Source organism: Psychrobacter piscatorii, from assembly GCF_043641605.1.
Taxonomy (GTDB): domain Bacteria; phylum Pseudomonadota; class Gammaproteobacteria; order Pseudomonadales; family Moraxellaceae; genus Psychrobacter; species Psychrobacter piscatorii_C.
The window spans coordinates 39767-57642 of sequence record NZ_JBHZRK010000009.1 but is presented as its reverse complement, the minus strand read 5'-3'; the positions used below and the strand labels follow the sequence as shown (position 1 = coordinate 57642).

Annotated in this window: 15 protein-coding genes and 1 tRNA gene; 4 read left to right on the top strand and 12 right to left on the bottom strand. The window is 44.6% G+C overall.

The features are described from left to right. Positions 1–248: 248 nt before the first annotated feature. The 4 genes from trpA to ACHUET_RS09570 all read right to left on the bottom strand — a co-directional run bounded on the left by trpA (position 249) and on the right by ACHUET_RS09570 (position 4129). The gene (gene trpA / locus ACHUET_RS09585; protein WP_201599187.1) at positions 249–1073 is read right to left on the bottom strand and encodes a tryptophan synthase subunit alpha; all 825 of its coding nucleotides are present in this window, start codon (positions 1071–1073) and stop codon (positions 249–251) included. Positions 1074–1126: 53 nt separating this feature from the next. Next, positions 1127–1888, bottom strand: a complete 762-nt coding sequence (locus tag ACHUET_RS09580) for a hypothetical protein (RefSeq protein WP_394212430.1) — start codon at positions 1886–1888, stop codon at positions 1127–1129. 159 nt (positions 1889–2047) lie between these two features. Continuing rightward, positions 2048–3322 (bottom strand): tryptophan synthase subunit beta, encoded by a 1275-nt coding sequence (trpB, locus tag ACHUET_RS09575; RefSeq protein WP_201599184.1) that lies wholly within the window; start codon positions 3320–3322, stop codon positions 2048–2050. A 135-nt stretch (positions 3323–3457) separates the two neighbouring features. Then, the gene (locus ACHUET_RS09570; protein WP_394212429.1) at positions 3458–4129 is read right to left on the bottom strand and encodes a phosphoribosylanthranilate isomerase; all 672 of its coding nucleotides are present in this window, start codon (positions 4127–4129) and stop codon (positions 3458–3460) included. A gap of 201 nt (positions 4130–4330) precedes the next feature. Between ACHUET_RS09570 and ACHUET_RS09565 the strand changes: the two genes are divergently transcribed. Further along, on the top strand, positions 4331–5950 hold the full coding sequence (locus tag ACHUET_RS09565; protein WP_394212428.1) for a cryptochrome/photolyase family protein: 1620 nt from the start codon (positions 4331–4333) through the stop codon (positions 5948–5950). A gap of 1 nt (position 5951) precedes the next feature. On the opposite strand, the gene ACHUET_RS09560 is transcribed toward ACHUET_RS09565, so the two are convergent. Further along, positions 5952–6683 (bottom strand): DUF4230 domain-containing protein, encoded by a 732-nt coding sequence (locus ACHUET_RS09560; RefSeq protein ID WP_394212426.1) that lies wholly within the window; start codon positions 6681–6683, stop codon positions 5952–5954. A 578-nt stretch (positions 6684–7261) separates the two neighbouring features. On the opposite strand from ACHUET_RS09560, the gene ACHUET_RS09555 reads away from it, so the two are divergent. Then, on the top strand, positions 7262–8980 hold the full coding sequence (locus ACHUET_RS09555; RefSeq protein ID WP_394212425.1) for a proline--tRNA ligase: 1719 nt from the start codon (positions 7262–7264) through the stop codon (positions 8978–8980). Positions 8981–9097: 117 nt separating this feature from the next. On the opposite strand, the gene queF is transcribed toward ACHUET_RS09555, so the two are convergent. Further along, complete coding sequence (gene queF / locus ACHUET_RS09550; RefSeq protein WP_394212423.1) at positions 9098–9967, bottom strand: NADPH-dependent 7-cyano-7-deazaguanine reductase QueF; 870 nt, start codon at positions 9965–9967, stop codon at positions 9098–9100. A 279-nt stretch (positions 9968–10246) separates the two neighbouring features. Between queF and ACHUET_RS09545 the strand changes: the two genes are divergently transcribed. Next, positions 10247–11122 (top strand): DMT family transporter, encoded by an 876-nt coding sequence (locus ACHUET_RS09545; RefSeq protein ID WP_394212421.1) that lies wholly within the window; start codon positions 10247–10249, stop codon positions 11120–11122. Positions 11123–11152: 30 nt separating this feature from the next. Here the strand turns inward: ACHUET_RS09545 and ACHUET_RS09540 are convergent, their stop codons facing one another. From ACHUET_RS09540 to ACHUET_RS09515, 6 genes are all read right to left on the bottom strand, one after another. Next, a complete protein-coding gene (locus ACHUET_RS09540) occupies positions 11153–11929 on the bottom strand; it encodes an ABC transporter ATP-binding protein (RefSeq protein WP_394212419.1) in 777 nt (258 codons plus the stop codon). A gap of 46 nt (positions 11930–11975) precedes the next feature. Continuing rightward, a complete protein-coding gene (locus tag ACHUET_RS09535; protein ID WP_394212417.1) occupies positions 11976–13244 on the bottom strand; it encodes an ABC transporter substrate-binding protein in 1269 nt (422 codons plus the stop codon). Next, complete coding sequence (locus ACHUET_RS09530) at positions 13241–14278, bottom strand: FecCD family ABC transporter permease (RefSeq protein ID WP_394212415.1); 1038 nt, start codon at positions 14276–14278, stop codon at positions 13241–13243. Before ACHUET_RS09530 ends, ACHUET_RS09535 begins: the two co-directional genes overlap by 4 nt. Positions 14279–14583: 305 nt before the next feature. Next, positions 14584–15357: an ABC transporter permease gene (locus ACHUET_RS09525; protein ID WP_057762348.1), complete on the bottom strand. Its 774-nt coding sequence runs from the start codon at positions 15355–15357 to the stop codon at positions 14584–14586. A gap of 29 nt (positions 15358–15386) precedes the next feature. Beyond that, positions 15387–16349, bottom strand: coding sequence for an ABC transporter ATP-binding protein (locus ACHUET_RS09520; protein WP_201599143.1), 963 nt, complete (start codon positions 16347–16349; stop codon positions 15387–15389). Positions 16350–16647: 298 nt separating this feature from the next. Beyond that, a complete protein-coding gene (locus tag ACHUET_RS09515; protein WP_394212413.1) occupies positions 16648–17304 on the bottom strand; it encodes a c-type cytochrome in 657 nt (218 codons plus the stop codon). A gap of 352 nt (positions 17305–17656) precedes the next feature. Between ACHUET_RS09515 and ACHUET_RS09510 the strand changes: the two genes are divergently transcribed. Next, positions 17657–17733, top strand: a tRNA-Arg gene (locus ACHUET_RS09510). Positions 17734–17876: the final 143 nt, after the last annotated feature.

Genomic DNA, 17876 nt, shown 5'->3' with positions numbered 1-17876 from the left:
TAATAGTCATGTTAGTTTACACTCGTAAACTAAATTTAGCAAAGTCATTTAACGTCATCTTTCAGTAACGTTTTTGAGTCATTGCTTCCCGTTATCTAACTTCGCGATTCAAGGCCAACTACTCAAAATAACCCCTTCAAATCAACTATCGCCTTTATAACTATCACCTTTATCAAATCGCCTCAATGAGATACTTAAAACATCATGCAGCTGTTAGCTCAATAAAGGCAATGCTAGGATAATGAGTATTAAGCACTCAGACTGTCTAATGCTGCACGCAGCTCATCCATTTTTGCCATGATGTTTTGCTGAGCACTTGCTACCGCATCGGTATCATTGGCATCGATATCTGCAAAATTCTGTACCAGCGCACTACCCACGATAACACCATCCGCATGAGTACCAATTGCTTTTGCAGAGGCACCATCACGGATACCAAAGCCAACGCATACTGGCAGGTCTGTCTCTGCTTTGATTGCTTGGACTTGGGTCGCAACATCGTCTGTATCTAGCGTGGCTGAGCCAGTCACACCTTTTAGCGATACATAATAAATATAGCCACCACAATGGGTCAATACTTGCTCACGGCGCTCAGGCAACGTCGTTGGCGATAGCAAGAAAATCTCATTCATCGAATGGTCGGTCAAATGCTGCGTAAAGCTGCCCGCCTCTGCTGGTGGCAAATCTACCATCAATAAACCATCAACGCCTGACTGCTCACATAGCGCGACAAAATTGTCATAGCCGATGATTTCAACAGGATTAAGATAACCCATTAAAATAATTGGCGTCTGCGTATCTGTTTGACGAAACTCTGCCACCATCTTGAGCGCATCACGAGTACTCGTACCTGCTGCTAATGCGCGCTCACCAGCCAACGCAACCACAGGGCCATCTGCCATCGGATCAGAGAACGGCAAGCCAACTTCGATCATATCTGCGCCGTGCTTGACCAAGTCATGCAATAGACCAACGGTCGTTGCAGGATTAGGATCGCCTGCCATCACATAAGGGATTAGAGCTTTTTTATTTTGTGATTTCAGGGTTTCAAAAGTGCTTTCAATTCTGGTCATAATGCTCTCTTATAATTTCGTTAAATAAATTTTTAGCTTATATAAGTGTATTCTTACCAGCCAATATCCATTAAATTATCGTGGTTATCTTGCGACAAATATTTAATACCATCAGTTCTTTGCTTGTGAAAAGTATTCATAATATTTAGAATTTCACGCAAATCAATATAATACCGGCCATTCAAAACATTGTAATGCTCATATAACGTAAATTTTTTGTGAGCTAACAAGCCTTCAAGTCTTTTATCTTTATTTTTCATAGCTGCAACGTGCTGTTTTTTATATATTATCGAAAAACCAATACCAGAATGACTACTTTGATTTAGATAAAACTTTTCAACATCATCAAAGCTTACTATCTGATCATGATGTAGCTTATCAATGAATATAAAGAAGCTAGATAGAAAGCTAATGCTATCTTCTTTAATAACCATGATTGGCACATGCTTCCAAGTCAACCGCTTTGCAACCCATGGATTTGGAACGACAAAACCTCTGTAGGTACGATGCAACCAATATATCATCAGGAATAAAAACAGCATGGGAATAGTTAAAAAAGACCAAAGCCCAATAATACTTCTTAAAATTTCATCAATTGTCGTAACCGTATAACCTGTCGAAAACTCCCAAACGGCCATAAAGACATAAATCACTGACCATACAATGACAACTACAAAGAAACCATAACTCTGCCAAAAACTGACTGTTTCAGTAGGCACACCCACACTTATTGTGACTGGCGCTGTTAGCACCGTTTGATCTGGATATTTGCTCAACTGGCTAGGCTTACTCGGTATTAAGCGGTTCAAATTCATGGAGGTATACTATCAATAATTAAAAAATAGCTAGCAATATTGATAACCACTCTACTCTATAGAGTGGTTATCAATTAGCGTATTGAGATTTATGATACCTAATCGAATCAATACGCTGCTAAACTTTCTTATACAACCATCTAAACTACTCTATTCTTCCTACATCTCAATCCCTTCTGCCTTCATCACCGAATGCAAATCTTTGTCACCGCGACCGGACATATTAACGATAATTGTCTGATCAGGCGTCATGGTTTTGGCCAGTTTCAATGCATAAGCGACGGCATGAGCAGTCTCAAGCGCAGGGATGATGCCTTCTTTACGCGTGGACTCATGGAAGCCTTCTAGCGCTTCTTTATCGGTACAGCCAACATACTCAACGCGCTTCATGTCTTTTAAGAAGCTATGCTCTGGACCAACGCCAGGATAGTCAAGACCCGCTGAGATAGAATGTGTCTCCTGAATCTGGCCATCATCATCTGCCATGAGGTAAGTACGGTTGCCATGTAATACACCGATACGACCCGCAGCCAATGGCGCTGAATGACGACCTGACTCAATACCATCACCTGTCGCCTCGACACCATACATCTTAACGTCAGTATCGTTTAGGAAGTCAAAGAACAAACCGATAGCGTTTGAGCCACCACCGACACAAGCAACCAAGGCATCTGGCATTTTGCCTGTTTTTTCTAAATGCTGAATGCGCGCTTCTTTCCCAATAATCGCTTGGAAATCACGAACCAATAGCGGATAAGGGTGCGGCCCTGCAACGGTACCAATAATATAGTACGTGCTATCGACATTAGTCACCCAATCACGCATGGCTTCGTTCATCGCGTCTTTTAGCGTGCGTGAGCCAGACGTCACTGGCACGACAGTGGCACCAAGCAAACGCATACGATAAACGTTCATTTTTTGACGTTCAACATCGTCAGCACCCATATAGACGATACACTCTAGCCCCAAGCGTGCGGCAATTGTCGCCGTCGCTACGCCATGCTGTCCTGCGCCAGTCTCAGCGATGATACGTTTTTTACCACACATCTTGGCAAGCAATGCCTGACCAATGGTGTTGTTTACTTTGTGCGCGCCTGTATGATTCAAGTCTTCACGCTTAAAATAAATTTGTGCGCCGCCAATCTCATCGCTCAAGCGTTTGGCATGATAAAGCGGTGTTGGACGACCGACATAATTGACCAAATCGTTATGATACTCTTCCCAGAACGCTGGATCTGCCTTGACTTTAGTATAAAGTGTCTCAAGCTCTTCTAATGCCGCCATCAGCGTCTCAGAGACAAAGCGACCACCGTGTACGCCGAAATGTCCGCGTGCATCGGGGTATTGGTTAAAATCCTGTACATTTTCAGGATTGGTAAAGGTGTTTACAGATTGCGCTGTAGTAGATAAATCTTTGTTCGCGACATGACTCATGATAATTCCTACTGTAATAAGTGGTATTTTTTAGAATAAATATAAAGAGAAAAATGAAATAAGATTGGAACGGAAAAATCGGAATAACGATCAAATAAGCCTATTATATATAGAAAACAACCTACGATAACAAACTTAAATGGCGTCAGTGACCGTAGCGTTTTGCCATCGGTCGCGCTTGACTGCTTTCATAAAGGCACGCATTTTGGCGGCGTCTTTTTTACCTTTATCAACCTCAATACCACCACTGACATCGACGCCATAGATAGGCAGATTTGATGTCTCTGCGACATTTTGCGCATCAAGACCACCAGCCAATACAATTGGTAGCGCGCTGTCTTGGGGAATGAGACTCCAGTCAAAGCGCTGCCCTGTTCCGCCATATGCCGTTTGATGATAAGCATCGAGCAAAATACTACTGGCACCTGCGTCAGCAAACTGTGCAATCTGAGCACGAACGCTATCGGGTGTGTCTTGCTCTGCATTGATACGCAATGCCTTGATCCAGCGTTTATTGACTGTGCTTGCTAGCTGCTCGCATTGCTCAGGCGTTTCATCACCGTGAAACTGAATGATATCAAAAGGTACATCGTTTGCTAATTTGACTAGCTCATCTTTAGGCATATTAACCACTAACGCCACCACGCTCACAAAAGCAGGTACGGCAGCGCTCAATGTTTGTGCTTGCTCTATTGTGACCGCACGCGGACTTGGTGGATAAAACACCAAACCGACTGCGTCTGCACCTAACTGTGCCGCAGTCTGTATATCACTAAGCTGAGTAAATCCGCAAAACTTAACGTGCATTTTGTGACCTTGGATTTTATATTCATAAATCTGACATCGATTATAGCGACATCAGATAGCGTCAGACTAAAGATAAATCGTGAGATATGATGAGAATTTGTTACGCAAACGGCAAAGCCATTGCATCCAAAAACTTATCCTAGCATACTTTTATGCTCAGTTTTGTTTATGATTGCGATTGATTAATATAGGGATACTTTGATGTCAAAGACTACTAACAACAATGGTAGCAATAATAAAAATGATGACAGTAGCGATAGCGACAGTCCTTTGCATTACTTGATGTGGTTTCGTCGAGATTTGCGCATTCATGATAATACTGCATTAGCAGCACTGTGCGAACGTGCTAATGAAGACAATGCATCGGTATCCGCCATATTCTTTTTGACGCCTGAGCAGTGGCAACAGCATGATACCTCTCTAGTACAAGTCGACCATATTGCCCGTACGTTACCTATACTAGCAAAAGATCTGAAATCACAACTAAATATCACTTTAACGGTACAGGTCTGTCCAAGCTTTTCTGACTGTATAGATGCTCTGACGAGCTTATGCAAGGACAATGACATCAGCTGCGTCATGGCTAACCATGAATACGAAGGCAATGAGATTGATCGTGATGAGCAATTGTGTGAGCAGCTTGCAAAGGACGACATCGAGTTTGTCCGCTGGCATGACCAATGTATTTTGCCACCGCTGAGTATCACGACAAATGACGGCGATAGTATGTATAAAGTCTTCACGCCATTCTATAAAAAATGGCGGCATACGCTAGACGTTAGCACCATTCAAATGCATGACGCACCAGCAGTCGACTGCGATGATAAAATCAATCTAAAATCATCGAAAGATAGTGCCAATACAGTCAACGATATTAAAGCCCTCAGTGAAGAAATGCTTGGTGATTATCAAAAGACGCTGCAAAAAGAGGACTCGTTAAAGCATATCGATATGAAAGCCCAACTCACAGCCGCAAGGGACGCCTATCCTGCAGGTGAGTCTGCTGCTTGCAAGCGTTTAGATGAGTTTGTCGATGATGATATCAATGACTATGATGTCAGCCGTGATGTGCCGCACCTGCATGCCACCAGTCAGCTATCCGCTTATCTCACTATAGGCACCATTAGCCCTCGGCTCTGCTATCTACAAGCCAGCAAAGTACAAGAAAAGCTACACGGTAATGATGGCGATAATGAAGATATCGACCGCTGGATAAGCGAGCTTGCTTGGCGAGACTTCTATCGTCATGTACTGGTCGATAAGCCAAACCTGATTCGCCATAAAGCGTATAAAGAAGACACTGACACCAAAGTGAGTTGGTCATACGATGAAGATGATTTTGAATCATGGTGCACTGGCAAAACAGGCGTGCCACTCGTTGATGCGGCGATGCGCTGTCTGAACGCTACTGGATTTATGCACAATCGACTAAGAATGGTCACGGCAATGTTTTTGACCAAAGACTTGTTGATTGATTGGCGCTTGGGTGAGCGCTACTTTATGCAGCAGCTCATAGATGGGGATTTTGCCTCCAACAATGGCGGCTGGCAATGGAGCGCATCAACAGGCACTGACTCAGCGCCCTACTTCCGTATTATGAATCCCTTTAGCCAAGGCAGCACTCATGATAAAAAAGCATTGTTCATTAAGACATGGCTACCAGAATTAAAGGATATCCCCGCGAGCACCTTGCATAGTGAAGACAAGATGCGTAAGGCACTATCAAAGGATAGGGAGTTTGCCGATGTTGATTATCCTGCGCCAATGGTCGAGCATAAATCAGCACGTAAGCTCGCCATTGCTGAGTTTAAAAAAGAGTAAATTAGCTATTAGTGACTGCAGGCAACTGACATGCGCCTGCACCTTGCGTGTTGACCGTCACGACAGCACCCGTTAAAGCAAACAGCTGCTGCAATTGCGTTTGGGCGTTTTGCAATGCCATATTCATGACGTCTCCTCGGCAGGCACGCTCTAGCACTTCTTTTTTTGCCATCGTTTGTGCTTGCGCCAATATCTTAGGATCAACTTGCATCATGCCAAAAGCGCCTGTCTGCCAGTCATAAATCTCGATATCATCTAAATATACTGAAAATATCTCTGTGGGCGGTAAGGTAATATTGATTTGTGGCATGGTTGAAATGGGTACATTACTATCTACTTGCGCTTCATCGGCTTGAACAGGCTGTACCACTTGTACCATCTCAGGCGTCAAAGCACTCAGATCAACCCCTGCTTCGACGCGACCATGAGCGATGAACAGCGCTTTTTGTTCATCTTGCCATAACTTCATCCAACTCCCCGGACGCTCACTCGTAATCACCGTATCAACGCTGAACGCGACGGTATGGAGTCTGTTTAATTGCTGGATTTGTGTGACCACGCCTTCTCGAGTAATGGTTTCTATCGGTTCTTCTTCTGTGATTTTTTGCGCGCTATAAATAGCAAAAACGATGGCTGCTAAGCCAATGAGCAGTATCACCCAAGACATCGTGGCAATAGGCTGCTTCGCTGGCTTGTGGGTGCCATTGGTATTATTCATATCAGGACTACTCATAGAAGTTACCTTTATAAGAGTGGATCGTTTTTCAGACGACTAACGATTTTATGCAATTAAAACAACTGCTTAACCTATAAATGTGACTATTGTGCAGTAAATTCAAGTAATGGCTACCAATCTTCTACATAATGAGCAAACTAAGCCCTCTCTAAAGTGTACATTTCCTTTAGCTTAAAAGCTTATCAACAACTCAATTATTCGAGTCTCATCTCAGCCTTTGTATAACGTTCGGTCTGAAAAGACAAAAAGTCATTGCGTCTTAGGCGAACTTTACCTAACATAGTCAGATTGTATGTATAAAATGTCAGTCTTTTAGTATTATCGGGCTTTTGCCCTGAATATATTGCATTTCGGCATGTTCATACCTCAAATCAAATTTGCCTCTCTTGTTTACTCTTATAAGAGTGGTTCTTACTAATGTGCTTTTTTATATCAGCATGTGAGTAACTAGGAAATACCCTAGAATATTGCTAAGTGATAAAGGTAAGCTTGCGGCGGCAATGAAACGATTAGCCATACGCTCAACATCCTACTATTTCTTATTTTTTTATCGTTGATAAGGTTACGCTTTATTTATGAAAGCCAGTCAATTTTTATTTGCCACACTAAAAGAAACCCCAAGTGATGCCGACATCGCCTCAAGCCAATTGATGGTGCGTGCTGGTCTTATCCGCAAGATCGCTTCTGGATTGTATATTTGGTTGCCCATGGGTCTGCGTATTTTGCAAAAGGTTGAGCGCATCGTTCGTGAAGAGATGCAAAGCATCGGCGCACAAGAGTTGCTGATGCCGATGACGCAGCCTGCTGAGCTATGGCAGACCAGCGGACGCTTTGAAGACTACGGCCCTGAGCTACTGCGCTTCAAAGACCGTCATGATCGTGACTTTGTGCTGGGTCCAACGCATGAAGAAGTCATCACCAATCTGGCAAAAGGCGAGCTACGTAGTTATAAGCAACTACCGATTACTTTCTTTCAGATTCAAAGCAAATTCCGTGACGAGATTCGTCCACGCTTTGGTGTGATGCGCGCACGCGAATTTACCATGAAAGATGCTTACTCGTTCCATATCGATCAAGCCTCACTTGCTGAGACTTATCGAGATATGTACGACGCCTATACCCGCATCTTTAGCCGTTTGGGTTTTGACTTTCGCGCGGTACAAGCGGATTCTGGCTCTATCGGCGGCTTTGCCTCACATGAGTTTCATGTTTTGGCAGACAGTGGCGAAGATGACATTGCCTTCTCCACCATCTCTGACTATGCAGCCAATATTGAGCTTGCTGAAGCCATCAGCACGGGCGAGCGTCAGCCTGCGACCCAAGAGCTAACCAACGTTGATACCGTTAACATGCCAACTTGCGAAGCAGTTGCTGAGCATTTAGACATTCCACTTGCCACCACCGTGAAAACCTTGATTGTCAAAGGCCATACGCCAGAAGGCGAAGAGCAGTTGGTTGCGCTGGTACTACGCGGCGATCATACGCTCAATGATATCAAAGCGGAAAAAATCGAAGAAGTAAACACGCCGCTGACTATGGCGAGCGAAGAAGAGCTGAAAGCCGCAGGACTGCTCAAGGGCTATATCGGTGTCGATCTAGACATACCTGTGTTCGTCGATCGCGCAGCAGCTATTCTCTCTGACTTTGTCGCTGGTGCCAACGAAGTCAACAAACACACAACCGGAGTCAATTGGGATCGTGACGCGCACATCACGCGCATCGTTGATATCCGCAACGTACTCGAAGGCGACGCCTCACCTGATGGTCAGGGAACCCTACAAATCAAACGCGGTATCGAAGTTGGTCATATCTTCCAGTTGGGTGATAAGTACTCACAAGCACTTGGCTGCAGCGTCTCAGGCGAAGCTGGCAAGCCGGTAACCTTGATGATGGGCTGCTATGGTATCGGCGTCAGCCGCATCATCGCTGCTGCCATCGAGCAAAACCACGATGATAACGGTATCATGTGGCCACAAACACCTGATGTAAAAGACTCACTTGCGCCTTTTGAAGTGGCTATCGTACCGATGAAGTCAAAAGAAGAGACGGTCATGCAGACTGCCACTGAGCTTTATGAAACGCTAAAAGCCAAAGGCGTCAATATCCTACTGGACGATCGTAACGAACGCCCAGGGGTGAAGTTTGCTGATTTAGAATTGATTGGTATCCCGCACCGCATCGTCGTGTCTGATCGCAACATCGCTGAAGACAAGTACGAATATGTCAATCGCCGTGACGGTGAAAAAGAGTTGCTTAGCCGTGACGAGCTACTGGCAAAACTTGGCTGTGAGTAAATCGCAGTCCAAGCATACAGTGTCAGTAAATTGAACGTCAGATATGCTTGATTTGATGCACAAAAAAAGCGCCTATCCCATTTGATGAGATAGGCGCTTTTTTGTACGACTCATAAACTACTGGCGAATCAGGCGACTGGGTGCAGGCAATAGTGCCATATCACTGACACGGCAAGGATTGATATCGATACCGCCGCGGCGTGTATACCATGCACGAACCATCAACTCACTTGGCTTATAATGCTCACTTAAATCAGCAAATATCTGCTCAACACACTGCTCATGAAAGCCGTTATGCTGACGGAAACTCAATATATAACGTAGCATATTTGCGTTGTTAAAAGTCTTGTCAGTTGTTATCGACACAGCTAGTGTACCCCAATCTGGCTGATTGGTCACAGGGCAATTACTACGCAGCAGATTAGAATAAAACACATAAGGCTGATTGCTGTTATTTGCCAAAATCTCACTGCTCGCTTCTGTTTCATCATTACTCAGCAGTAACGCATCAGGATGCTCAGTTAACGCGATTTTTCCCGTGCTACCTGCCAATGCGTCATCAATACAAATACCTGTTGACTGGGCAATCAGCAGGCTTGCTGCATCATTCAGCGCAAATAATTCCACCTGTACTTCCGCTTGCAAACAAGCTGACAAGTCTTTAGCGATCAACGCTTGGACGTCATTCCAACTGGCGAACTCAGTAAAATTGATACTGTTCAAATATAGCTTGAGCGATTTTGACTCTACAATAAATGGCGAGCTGGCAGGAATACTAAATCGGGCCATCGCCACTTGCGAAATACCTTGCAGATTTAACCAAGAGATCTCGAATGCCTGCCACCAATCTACGCCAACCGTTAGTTTGCCAGCGTGCCAACCAATCGCATCACGTCCCATGCTACGTGCAATAGGATATAACGTCTCTGGGCTATACTCAGTCGGATAATCGGTGGTTTGTTCTCCTAAAATACCATGAATACTCATAAACGGCCCTGACTACTAAATAAGTTGCTAAATAATGTACGTAATATTGATAGGTCGCTATTTTAACGCAATTGGCCTGCCTGTGTGCGCCTTTTGTATGCTTGCGGCTGTCACGCCTTAGCCAATGAGGATAAGCCGATATTCACTTTTATTTCTTAATTTCACATCATTAAATATTGTCTGCCCGAGTTCAGATACCACCCTCCTTAACGCTCTAAATTAACCAAAAAGTATACCGCTTGGAATGGTACAATTGCCTCTTTTTGCTTATCGCTACTTATGATAAAAAAAGTCTCTCTAGGCTCAGGCTGGATGATTATTGCGGCATTCTTGTTTGCTACGATGAGTATTTTGGTCAAAAACGCCGCCACTCACTTGCACATGAATGAATATGAACTGGCGTTTTGGCGCTCCTTGTTGCCTGCCTTAGTCATTTTTGGCACGACCCTTGCGCGAAAAAAAACCCTCAAGACGCCTTTTTTTTGGGGCCACATGCAGCGTAGTCTGGCAGGCACGACGGCATTATTACTGGCATTTTATGGCTTAGGCCATTTACCGCTCGCAACGTCTGTGACGCTGAACTACACCTCTGTCGTTTTTATTGCCTTGCTATCTATTTTTTGGCTCAAAGACAAACCATCGCTCAAAACATGGGGTGCGCTACTACTGGGATTGGCTGGTATTTGTTTGATGTTAAAACCTGCCTTCGCCTCCGACAGACTGTTGGAAACTTTGATTACCTTAAGTGGCGGTATTTTTACGGCGTTTGCGCTGCTACAAGTGCGAGAGCTATCCTTGATGGGTGAGCCTGCGTGGCGGATTGTGTTTTACTTTTCGGCAGTGGCGACCGTTGTCTCAGCCGTAGCAGCGACATGGTTTGGTTGGAGTGCTTTGACGAGTGCGAGTTTGCCTTACATCATTGGTATCGGCGTGGCAGGGCTACTGGCTCAATTAGCAATGACGCATGCTTATCACGTGGGGCAAAAATTCACGGTCGCGGCATTGTCCTACTTAACCGTTGTGTTTTCCGCGGCTTATGGGGTCATTTTTGCCGGTGAAAGCATTGGCTGGATAGAGGTTTTTGGTATTGTAGCGGTCATCTTTGCAGGGGTAATCAGCAGCTTACCTGACAAAAAAGCCGTTAAACTTTCTTAATCAGGCATGAGTCACCTAATCAGGCATGGGTCAGACGCCAGCAAGCTGCTTGCGATACGGATGAATCACTGGCAAGCCTTGATGACTGGTCAAAATCTCAATATCCACGTGATACACTTGGCGTAAAATATCGGATTGCAATACAGCGCTCGGCATACCCTGAGCATGAATGTGACCATCAGCCAACAGTAAAACTTCATCCGAGAATTGAGCAGCTAGGCTCAAATCATGCAACACCATAATACAAATCAGTTGATGCTGCTGAGTATAATGGCTCACTTTGTCCAATAGATTGATTTGATGTGCCATATCAAGTGCGGAGACAGGTTCATCGAGTAACAAAATCTTGGGACGGCGCAGTAAGGCTTGAGCAAACATCGCCAGTTGCCGCTGCCCGCCACTCAATAAGTGGATCGGACGATGTGCCAAATGAGAAATATTCAGCTCTGCCAATAATTCGACCGCTTCTGTTAATAGTTCATCGCCAATATGACGGCTCAAGGCATCCATGCGTCCGAGCAACACCACTTCAAGGGTAGTTAACTCGGCGTCAGTGTGACTGTCTTGCGGCATATAGGCAATGGGTTTTCGCCATGTATTGAGGTGGGCTTTGCTCTGCGCTTTGCCCTGATAGTCAATAGCGCCAGAAAATGCCAACTCACCAAAAATCGCTTTGAGCAAACTCGACTTACCTGCCCCATTTGCTCCCAAAATGGTGTAAATCTTGCCCGACTCAAACTGGGCATCAATCTCCCTAGCAACGGTGTGCGAGCCATATTGGATGGTTAAACGGTTAAGCTTGAGCATAGCGACTTCTTCTATTAAATTGTCAAAAATCAGGGCATGTCTCTACTTAAGCAAATAAACTGCTGAACCAATTCATAAGCTTAGTAAACCACGACACATTTTCAGTGGCGTTTTCAGACATATTGGCAGCAGAATCGGCTTGGGTCGCAGCGGTTGATGCGTTGCCCTGATCTTTTGCTTGAACATTAGCATTGTCGTCACAAATACTTGCTCCACAGCCTAGCTGGATGAAAAACGTACCGTTAGGCTTGACTGGCAAATACTTTTCGTGAAAATCCATGTATGTTTTTTCAGGGTCGACATCAGCAAATGCTGTAGGATATAACGCTTTTGCCATAAATTGTGCGGCTGCCAAATCAGACAACGAGCGAGACGTCGTGTGATAAATGCCATATACGCGGTTGTTCTTCACTGCGGGCAGATTTTCCCAACCGCTACGGGTGGTAAAGCCTTTTAGGCGACGCTGGGCTTCATCAGTTGGGATATCGATTCCCATTGCCATCGCATTGGGCTGCTTCATGCCCACTTCGGTGCCCGAGATCATAATCACGTCAGGTTTACTGACCAAAACTTGTTCTGGGTTAATGATGCCCCAGTCTTCGATGAAGGGTCTACTGATATTATCGCCACCTACCGTGTCTGCAATCGCGCCCCACATGTTTTTACCAAAGGTGAAGCTATGCTCTTGCGGACCTTTATCACCAAACTCCATATAGATTTTGGGCTTAGGTAGCGCTGCGGCTTGTACGCGTTTCTGGATATCTGCGATGCCATCAGCATATTCTTGCGCCGCTTGGTCAGCGCGTTGCTCGCTACCTGCCAATTGTCCAAAAATCTCGGTGCTTTTGACATGGTTTTTTACCGTTTGGTCATTATAATCAACCACCACCACTGGAATGTTTGCCGCTTCAAAACGGGGCATCTCGGCCTTTAGGGTGTCATATTGCCATTTTGCTAACACCACCACATCGGGCTTCATTGCTAAGGTTTTTTCGAAAGAAAACGTGCCTCTGTCAATATTGCCAATATCGCCAATGCTATTTAGATTTGGTAATTTTTCGCTATATAATTCCCAACTACCGGGATTAAAATCTTCCCAAAACTCTCGTGAAATACCCACCACTTGTCCAAATTTTTCCGAGCCTGTCGCCGCAATATAATCAGGATAATAGAACCCTAATACCACACGCTTGGCAGGCACATCGACTTGAACGTCGCGTCCTAGCACATCGTTGATGGTTTTGATTTCTGCATGAGCAGTTAACGTCGTTAACATCAAACCTACTGCCACTGTCCCGCAAATCCAGTTTTTCATCGCTTAGTCCAAATAATCCAGAATAAAAAGGGTACACCCACAAACGACGTGACAATCCCAACCGGAAACAATGCCCCTGGGACAATCACTTTCGATAACACCGATGAGAATGATAAAAACGCTGCGCCTGCGAGCATGGTCGCGGGCAAAAAATAACGTTGGTCTTCACCAACGAGCAACCGTGCCACGTGCGGTGCCACCAAACCGATAAAGCCAATCACCCCAACAAAGCTAATCGCTGTTGCCGTCATCATCGCCACTAAAATCAAGGTTTTAATACGCAGACGCGTGATATTGACACCAAGTGCTGATGCCCGCTGTTCACCCAATCTTAGCGCGGTTAATTTCCAATTGTCGCGCATCAAGAGAGCAATGCAAATGCCACTGACGACAGCGACCACCGACACATTGGACCAAGTAGATTTGGTTAAGCTACCGAATAGCCAAAATAAAATTTGCTGGGAGACCTCAGCTGATGCGGTAAATTGCACCAATGACAATAGTGACTGAAAAATAAATAATAGAGCAATACCCACTAATATCAGTGTAGCAGCCGCAAACTGTCGCAATGACGCAAACAAAAACAGCACCGCAGAGGCGATCATTGTCATCGAAAACGCTCCAATAGGCACAGCATATTGTAGTGGCAAACCAAAACTACCAAACGCAATGACTAAGGAGGCGCCAAATCCTGCTGCTGCCGCAAGCCCTAACGTATAAGGACTTGCCATCGGATTATTGAGTAGTGTCTGCATCTCAGCACCACCGGCACCGAGCGATGCCCCTACTAGCAAAGCCATGAACGCAATAGGCAGGCGCAAATCATAAACAATGGTATGTGAGGTATCATCTACACCGCTTAGCTGCAATAGCGAGCTAATCACCTCTCCCATCGGTAGCATAGAAGGGCCTGTCATTACATCTAGCACCAGACCCACGACACACGCTACCGCAAGTGCCAACAACACCAATCGGCGTTTCGATTCTATGCGACGTTGCTGTCGAATGATTTGTTCGCTGACTGATTGGGTCATTTAGTGTCTCAATTACCAAGGTAACCTGAGGCTACCTTTTATCTTAAAAAATGAGAAGTATAATGCTAATGAGGACTATTCGCAATTAATAGCTTATCTTTCTGCTAAGCAACCCCTGCATTTACGTAACAAGTATCATTTTATTAAAAAAAACGGATAGGCATGATAAGACTGGTGCTTCCTTTTATCACAAAAGAAATTACCAAGACCTACACACCTATCCGAAAAATAATGCGACCAAATTGAATAAAAAAAAAAGAAAGCGTCAAACTACTAACAATCAGCAGCTTAGACGATAAAGCAAACTACAAACGCACGCGCGAACCGTTACTGAGCAAGCGATAAGCAATGGTATAAAATATCGCACAGAACACAAAAATAGCCGCCATCGAATACCAAACGTTGACATCAGAATAGCCCAAGATACCGTAACGGAACGAGTTAACCATATACACGATAGGATTTAATAGCGAGATATTTTGCCAAAATGGCGATAAGTTTTCCATCGAATAAAAGACGCCGCCCAAATAGGTCAGCGGGGTCAATACAAAGCTTGGAATGATAGAGATATCATCGAATGAGCGCGCAAACACCGCATTGATAAAACCGCCTAGTGAAAACAAGATAGACGTACCAAGTACCGTAAATACAGTGACAAATAAATGCTCGATACCAAGGTCAGTAAAGAATAGCGCGACAATCGAAACAATGACACCGATGGCGAGTCCACGGAAAATACCACCGCTGATATAACCCATCAAAATTGCATGTTTAGAGACAGGCGAGACCAAAAGCTCCTCGATACTAGAGGTGAACTTGGCACTAAAAAAGCTCGAAACCACGTTCGAGTAACTGTTGGTAATGATCGACATCATGATCAAACCTGGTACGATAAACTGCATGTAGGGCACACCGCCCATCTCACCCACACGCGAGCCAATCATCTTACCAAAGATGACAAAGTACAAACTCATCGTAATCACTGGCGGTAATAGCGTCTGCGGCCAAATACGCAGAATACGGCGCACTTCTTTGAACCATATCGTACGAAAAGCAATCCACTTTTTACTCAGTGACATCGTTTTATTATGATCGATTAGTTCCTGACTCATAATCCCGCCTCCTTCATGCTGTTTGCACTTTCAATATTTTTGTCAACCAAGCGCATAAACAACTCTTCTAGACGGTTGGCTTTATTACGCATACTGCCGACTTTGATGCCTTTATCGGATAACTGATCAAAGACACCATTTAATGACTCGCCTTCTGTCAGGGTGACTTCTAGCGTCTGCTCATCTGGCTGTGAGATATCTGTCACTCCGGTCAAGGCCAATTGCTCGGTGAGCGGCGTCTCTAGATCAAAGACAAACGTCTCTACAGATAACTGTGCCAATAAATCTTTCATTTCTGTATTGATACGAATCTCACCATGATCCAAGATCGCAATGCGTTTACACAACTGCTCGGCTTCTTCCAGATAATGGGTGGTCAAAATAATCGTGGTGTTTTCTTCAATATTAATCTGCTGCATAAACTCCCACATCGAGCGGCGCAGCTCAATATCGACACCAGCCGTTGGCTCATCAAGAATCAATAATTTTGGCTTATGAATCAATGCTCGCGCAATCATCAGACGACGTTTCATACCGCCAGATAATTCGCGTGATTTGCTGTCACGCTTATCCCAAAGCCCCAGTGCTGTCAGCAGTCTTTTTGCCCTTGGCTTGGCTTCTTTCGCTGGAATACCAAAGTAACCGGCCTGAGTGATCAAAATATCTTCGACTTTTTCAAACATGTTGAAATTGAATTCTTGTGGTACTACTCCAAGGTACTGTTTGGCAATCGAAGGGTTCTCTAATAGATCTGTCCCAAAAATATGGACACTACCCGTGGTTGGCTTAAATAGTGAACTGATAATGCCAATCATGGTGGACTTACCTGCGCCATTTGGCCCAAGTAATGCAAAGAACCCACCTTGTGGTACGGTTAAATCAACCCCTTTTAATGCCGAAAACCCATTATCATAGGTTTTGGATAAGCCTTGGATAGAAAGTGCTGGTACATCAGACATGAAGACCTCTTATTTTTTATCAATTTGTATAAAACACGATTTTAGAATAATAGGCCGTGTTGAACATTCGACTGTCATTATCATAATGGCCTATGCCATATAAAAATGTTCAACACGCTCTACTATCTAGGAGACACGGTGTAATCTCATAAAATGAGGCTACTAATCGCAAATTTCAACTGCTTTATATTTGAAGTACCGTATTAATAATACTCATCATAAAAAAGCGCCTATCTCATTACTGAAATAGGCGCTCATCGATCACTGTTGTAAAAGCCAGCAAAGCCGTTAGCAAAAATTAGCTTGCTTCTGCAACCATATAGTCTACAGCGTTTTGGACTTCTTCATCAGGAATGTCCGCGCCGCCTTTAGCAGGCATCGCATTGAAACCGTTGATAGCATGGGTATATAGCGTATCTTTACCTTTCGCGATACGTGGTCCCCAAGCGCCAGCATCACCGAAGATAGGTGAACCTAACAAACCAGCGGCGTGACAAGTATGGCATACCGCATTGTATACTGCTTTACCATCACGAGGACCGTCGCCTGCAGATGGGCCAGATGAGCGTGCTGTTACGTCACACACTTCATCGTCTTCAAAACATACCGTTGCAACAGGTTGAATACGCGCAATCAGATTAGGATACAAAGCAATCAGCTTTTGTACTTGCGGCGTATCTTGTGGAATAGGCTCTTCGTCAGCGGCAGGCGCTGCAGCAGCGGTCTCTTCGCCTTCTGCTGGAGCGGCACCATCAGCAGGTGCAGCGCCATCTGTTGTGTCTGCAGCAGCTTGGGGCTCACCACCTAGCGTTTGCGGCGCTTCTTCTACGACTTCTTGGCCTTCTGCGACATCAGTCACAGTTACAGGCGTGTCGACAATATCTTCAGCTTGGCTCACCGCGATACTAGCGATTCCTAGAATGGCAGCTGCCGATAACATAACTACTTTTCTCATTCGTCACGTTCTCTTATTACGTATACAAGGACTAGCACAGCTCGGACATTCTGTCTGTCCTCCTTTGACGACCTCTAAGTCCTCAATAGCAGACAGCCATCCCGCGTGCCAGCGCACTTGCAATCGGTGATTATAAATATGAATTCTCCCCAACATTATAAGGGAAAAGGCAGGTAAATTGCCATGCTTGTTTAATGACTTGGCTGTTTTTTCTTAAAAAACCTCAATCACGACTGTCATTTATTGGCTTTATGCGTTTTATTTGTTAGACTAAGCGGTCTTTATTTCTAGGCATCTTATGCTGGTTATCATGCGCATCTAAGCGTGACAGTCAGACATATCGTTATCACATGCGCTCGTAGCTCAGTTGGATAGAGTATCGGTCTCCGAAGCCGAGGGTCACAGGTTCGATCCCTGTCGAGCGCGCCACTATTTACAGCTTAAGTTTTTTTCAAATTTCGCCTCAAACATTATATTGTTTGAGGCTTTTTTATGTTTAAAATCTCCTTTAAAACCCTTATTTATAAGGGCTAGCTGCTATATATTCACCAACCATTAAGAGGCAGTCTACT

Bases quoted from the DNA above. Each gene is read 5' to 3' on its own strand.
- trpA (WP_201599187.1), bottom strand. From the start codon at position 1,073: ATGACCAGAATTGAAAGCACTTTTGAAACCCTGAAATCACAAAATAAA.
- ACHUET_RS09580 (WP_394212430.1), bottom strand. From the start codon at position 1,888: ATGAATTTGAACCGCTTAATACCGAGTAAGCCTAGCCAGTTGAGCAAA.
- trpB (WP_201599184.1), bottom strand. From the start codon at position 3,322: ATGAGTCATGTCGCGAACAAAGATTTATCTACTACAGCGCAATCTGTA.
- ACHUET_RS09570 (WP_394212429.1), bottom strand. From the start codon at position 4,129: ATGCACGTTAAGTTTTGCGGATTTACTCAGCTTAGTGATATACAGACT.
- ACHUET_RS09565 (WP_394212428.1), top strand. From the start codon at position 4,331: ATGTCAAAGACTACTAACAACAATGGTAGCAATAATAAAAATGATGAC.
- ACHUET_RS09560 (WP_394212426.1), bottom strand. From the start codon at position 6,683: ATGAGTAGTCCTGATATGAATAATACCAATGGCACCCACAAGCCAGCG.
- ACHUET_RS09555 (WP_394212425.1), top strand. From the start codon at position 7,262: ATGAAAGCCAGTCAATTTTTATTTGCCACACTAAAAGAAACCCCAAGT.
- queF (WP_394212423.1), bottom strand. From the start codon at position 9,967: ATGAGTATTCATGGTATTTTAGGAGAACAAACCACCGATTATCCGACT.
- ACHUET_RS09545 (WP_394212421.1), top strand. From the start codon at position 10,247: ATGATAAAAAAAGTCTCTCTAGGCTCAGGCTGGATGATTATTGCGGCA.
- ACHUET_RS09540 (WP_394212419.1), bottom strand. From the start codon at position 11,929: ATGCTCAAGCTTAACCGTTTAACCATCCAATATGGCTCGCACACCGTT.
- ACHUET_RS09535 (WP_394212417.1), bottom strand. From the start codon at position 13,244: ATGAAAAACTGGATTTGCGGGACAGTGGCAGTAGGTTTGATGTTAACG.
- ACHUET_RS09530 (WP_394212415.1), bottom strand. From the start codon at position 14,278: ATGACCCAATCAGTCAGCGAACAAATCATTCGACAGCAACGTCGCATA.
- ACHUET_RS09525 (WP_057762348.1), bottom strand. From the start codon at position 15,357: ATGTCACTGAGTAAAAAGTGGATTGCTTTTCGTACGATATGGTTCAAA.
- ACHUET_RS09520 (WP_201599143.1), bottom strand. From the start codon at position 16,349: ATGTCTGATGTACCAGCACTTTCTATCCAAGGCTTATCCAAAACCTAT.
- ACHUET_RS09515 (WP_394212413.1), bottom strand. From the start codon at position 17,304: ATGAGAAAAGTAGTTATGTTATCGGCAGCTGCCATTCTAGGAATCGCT.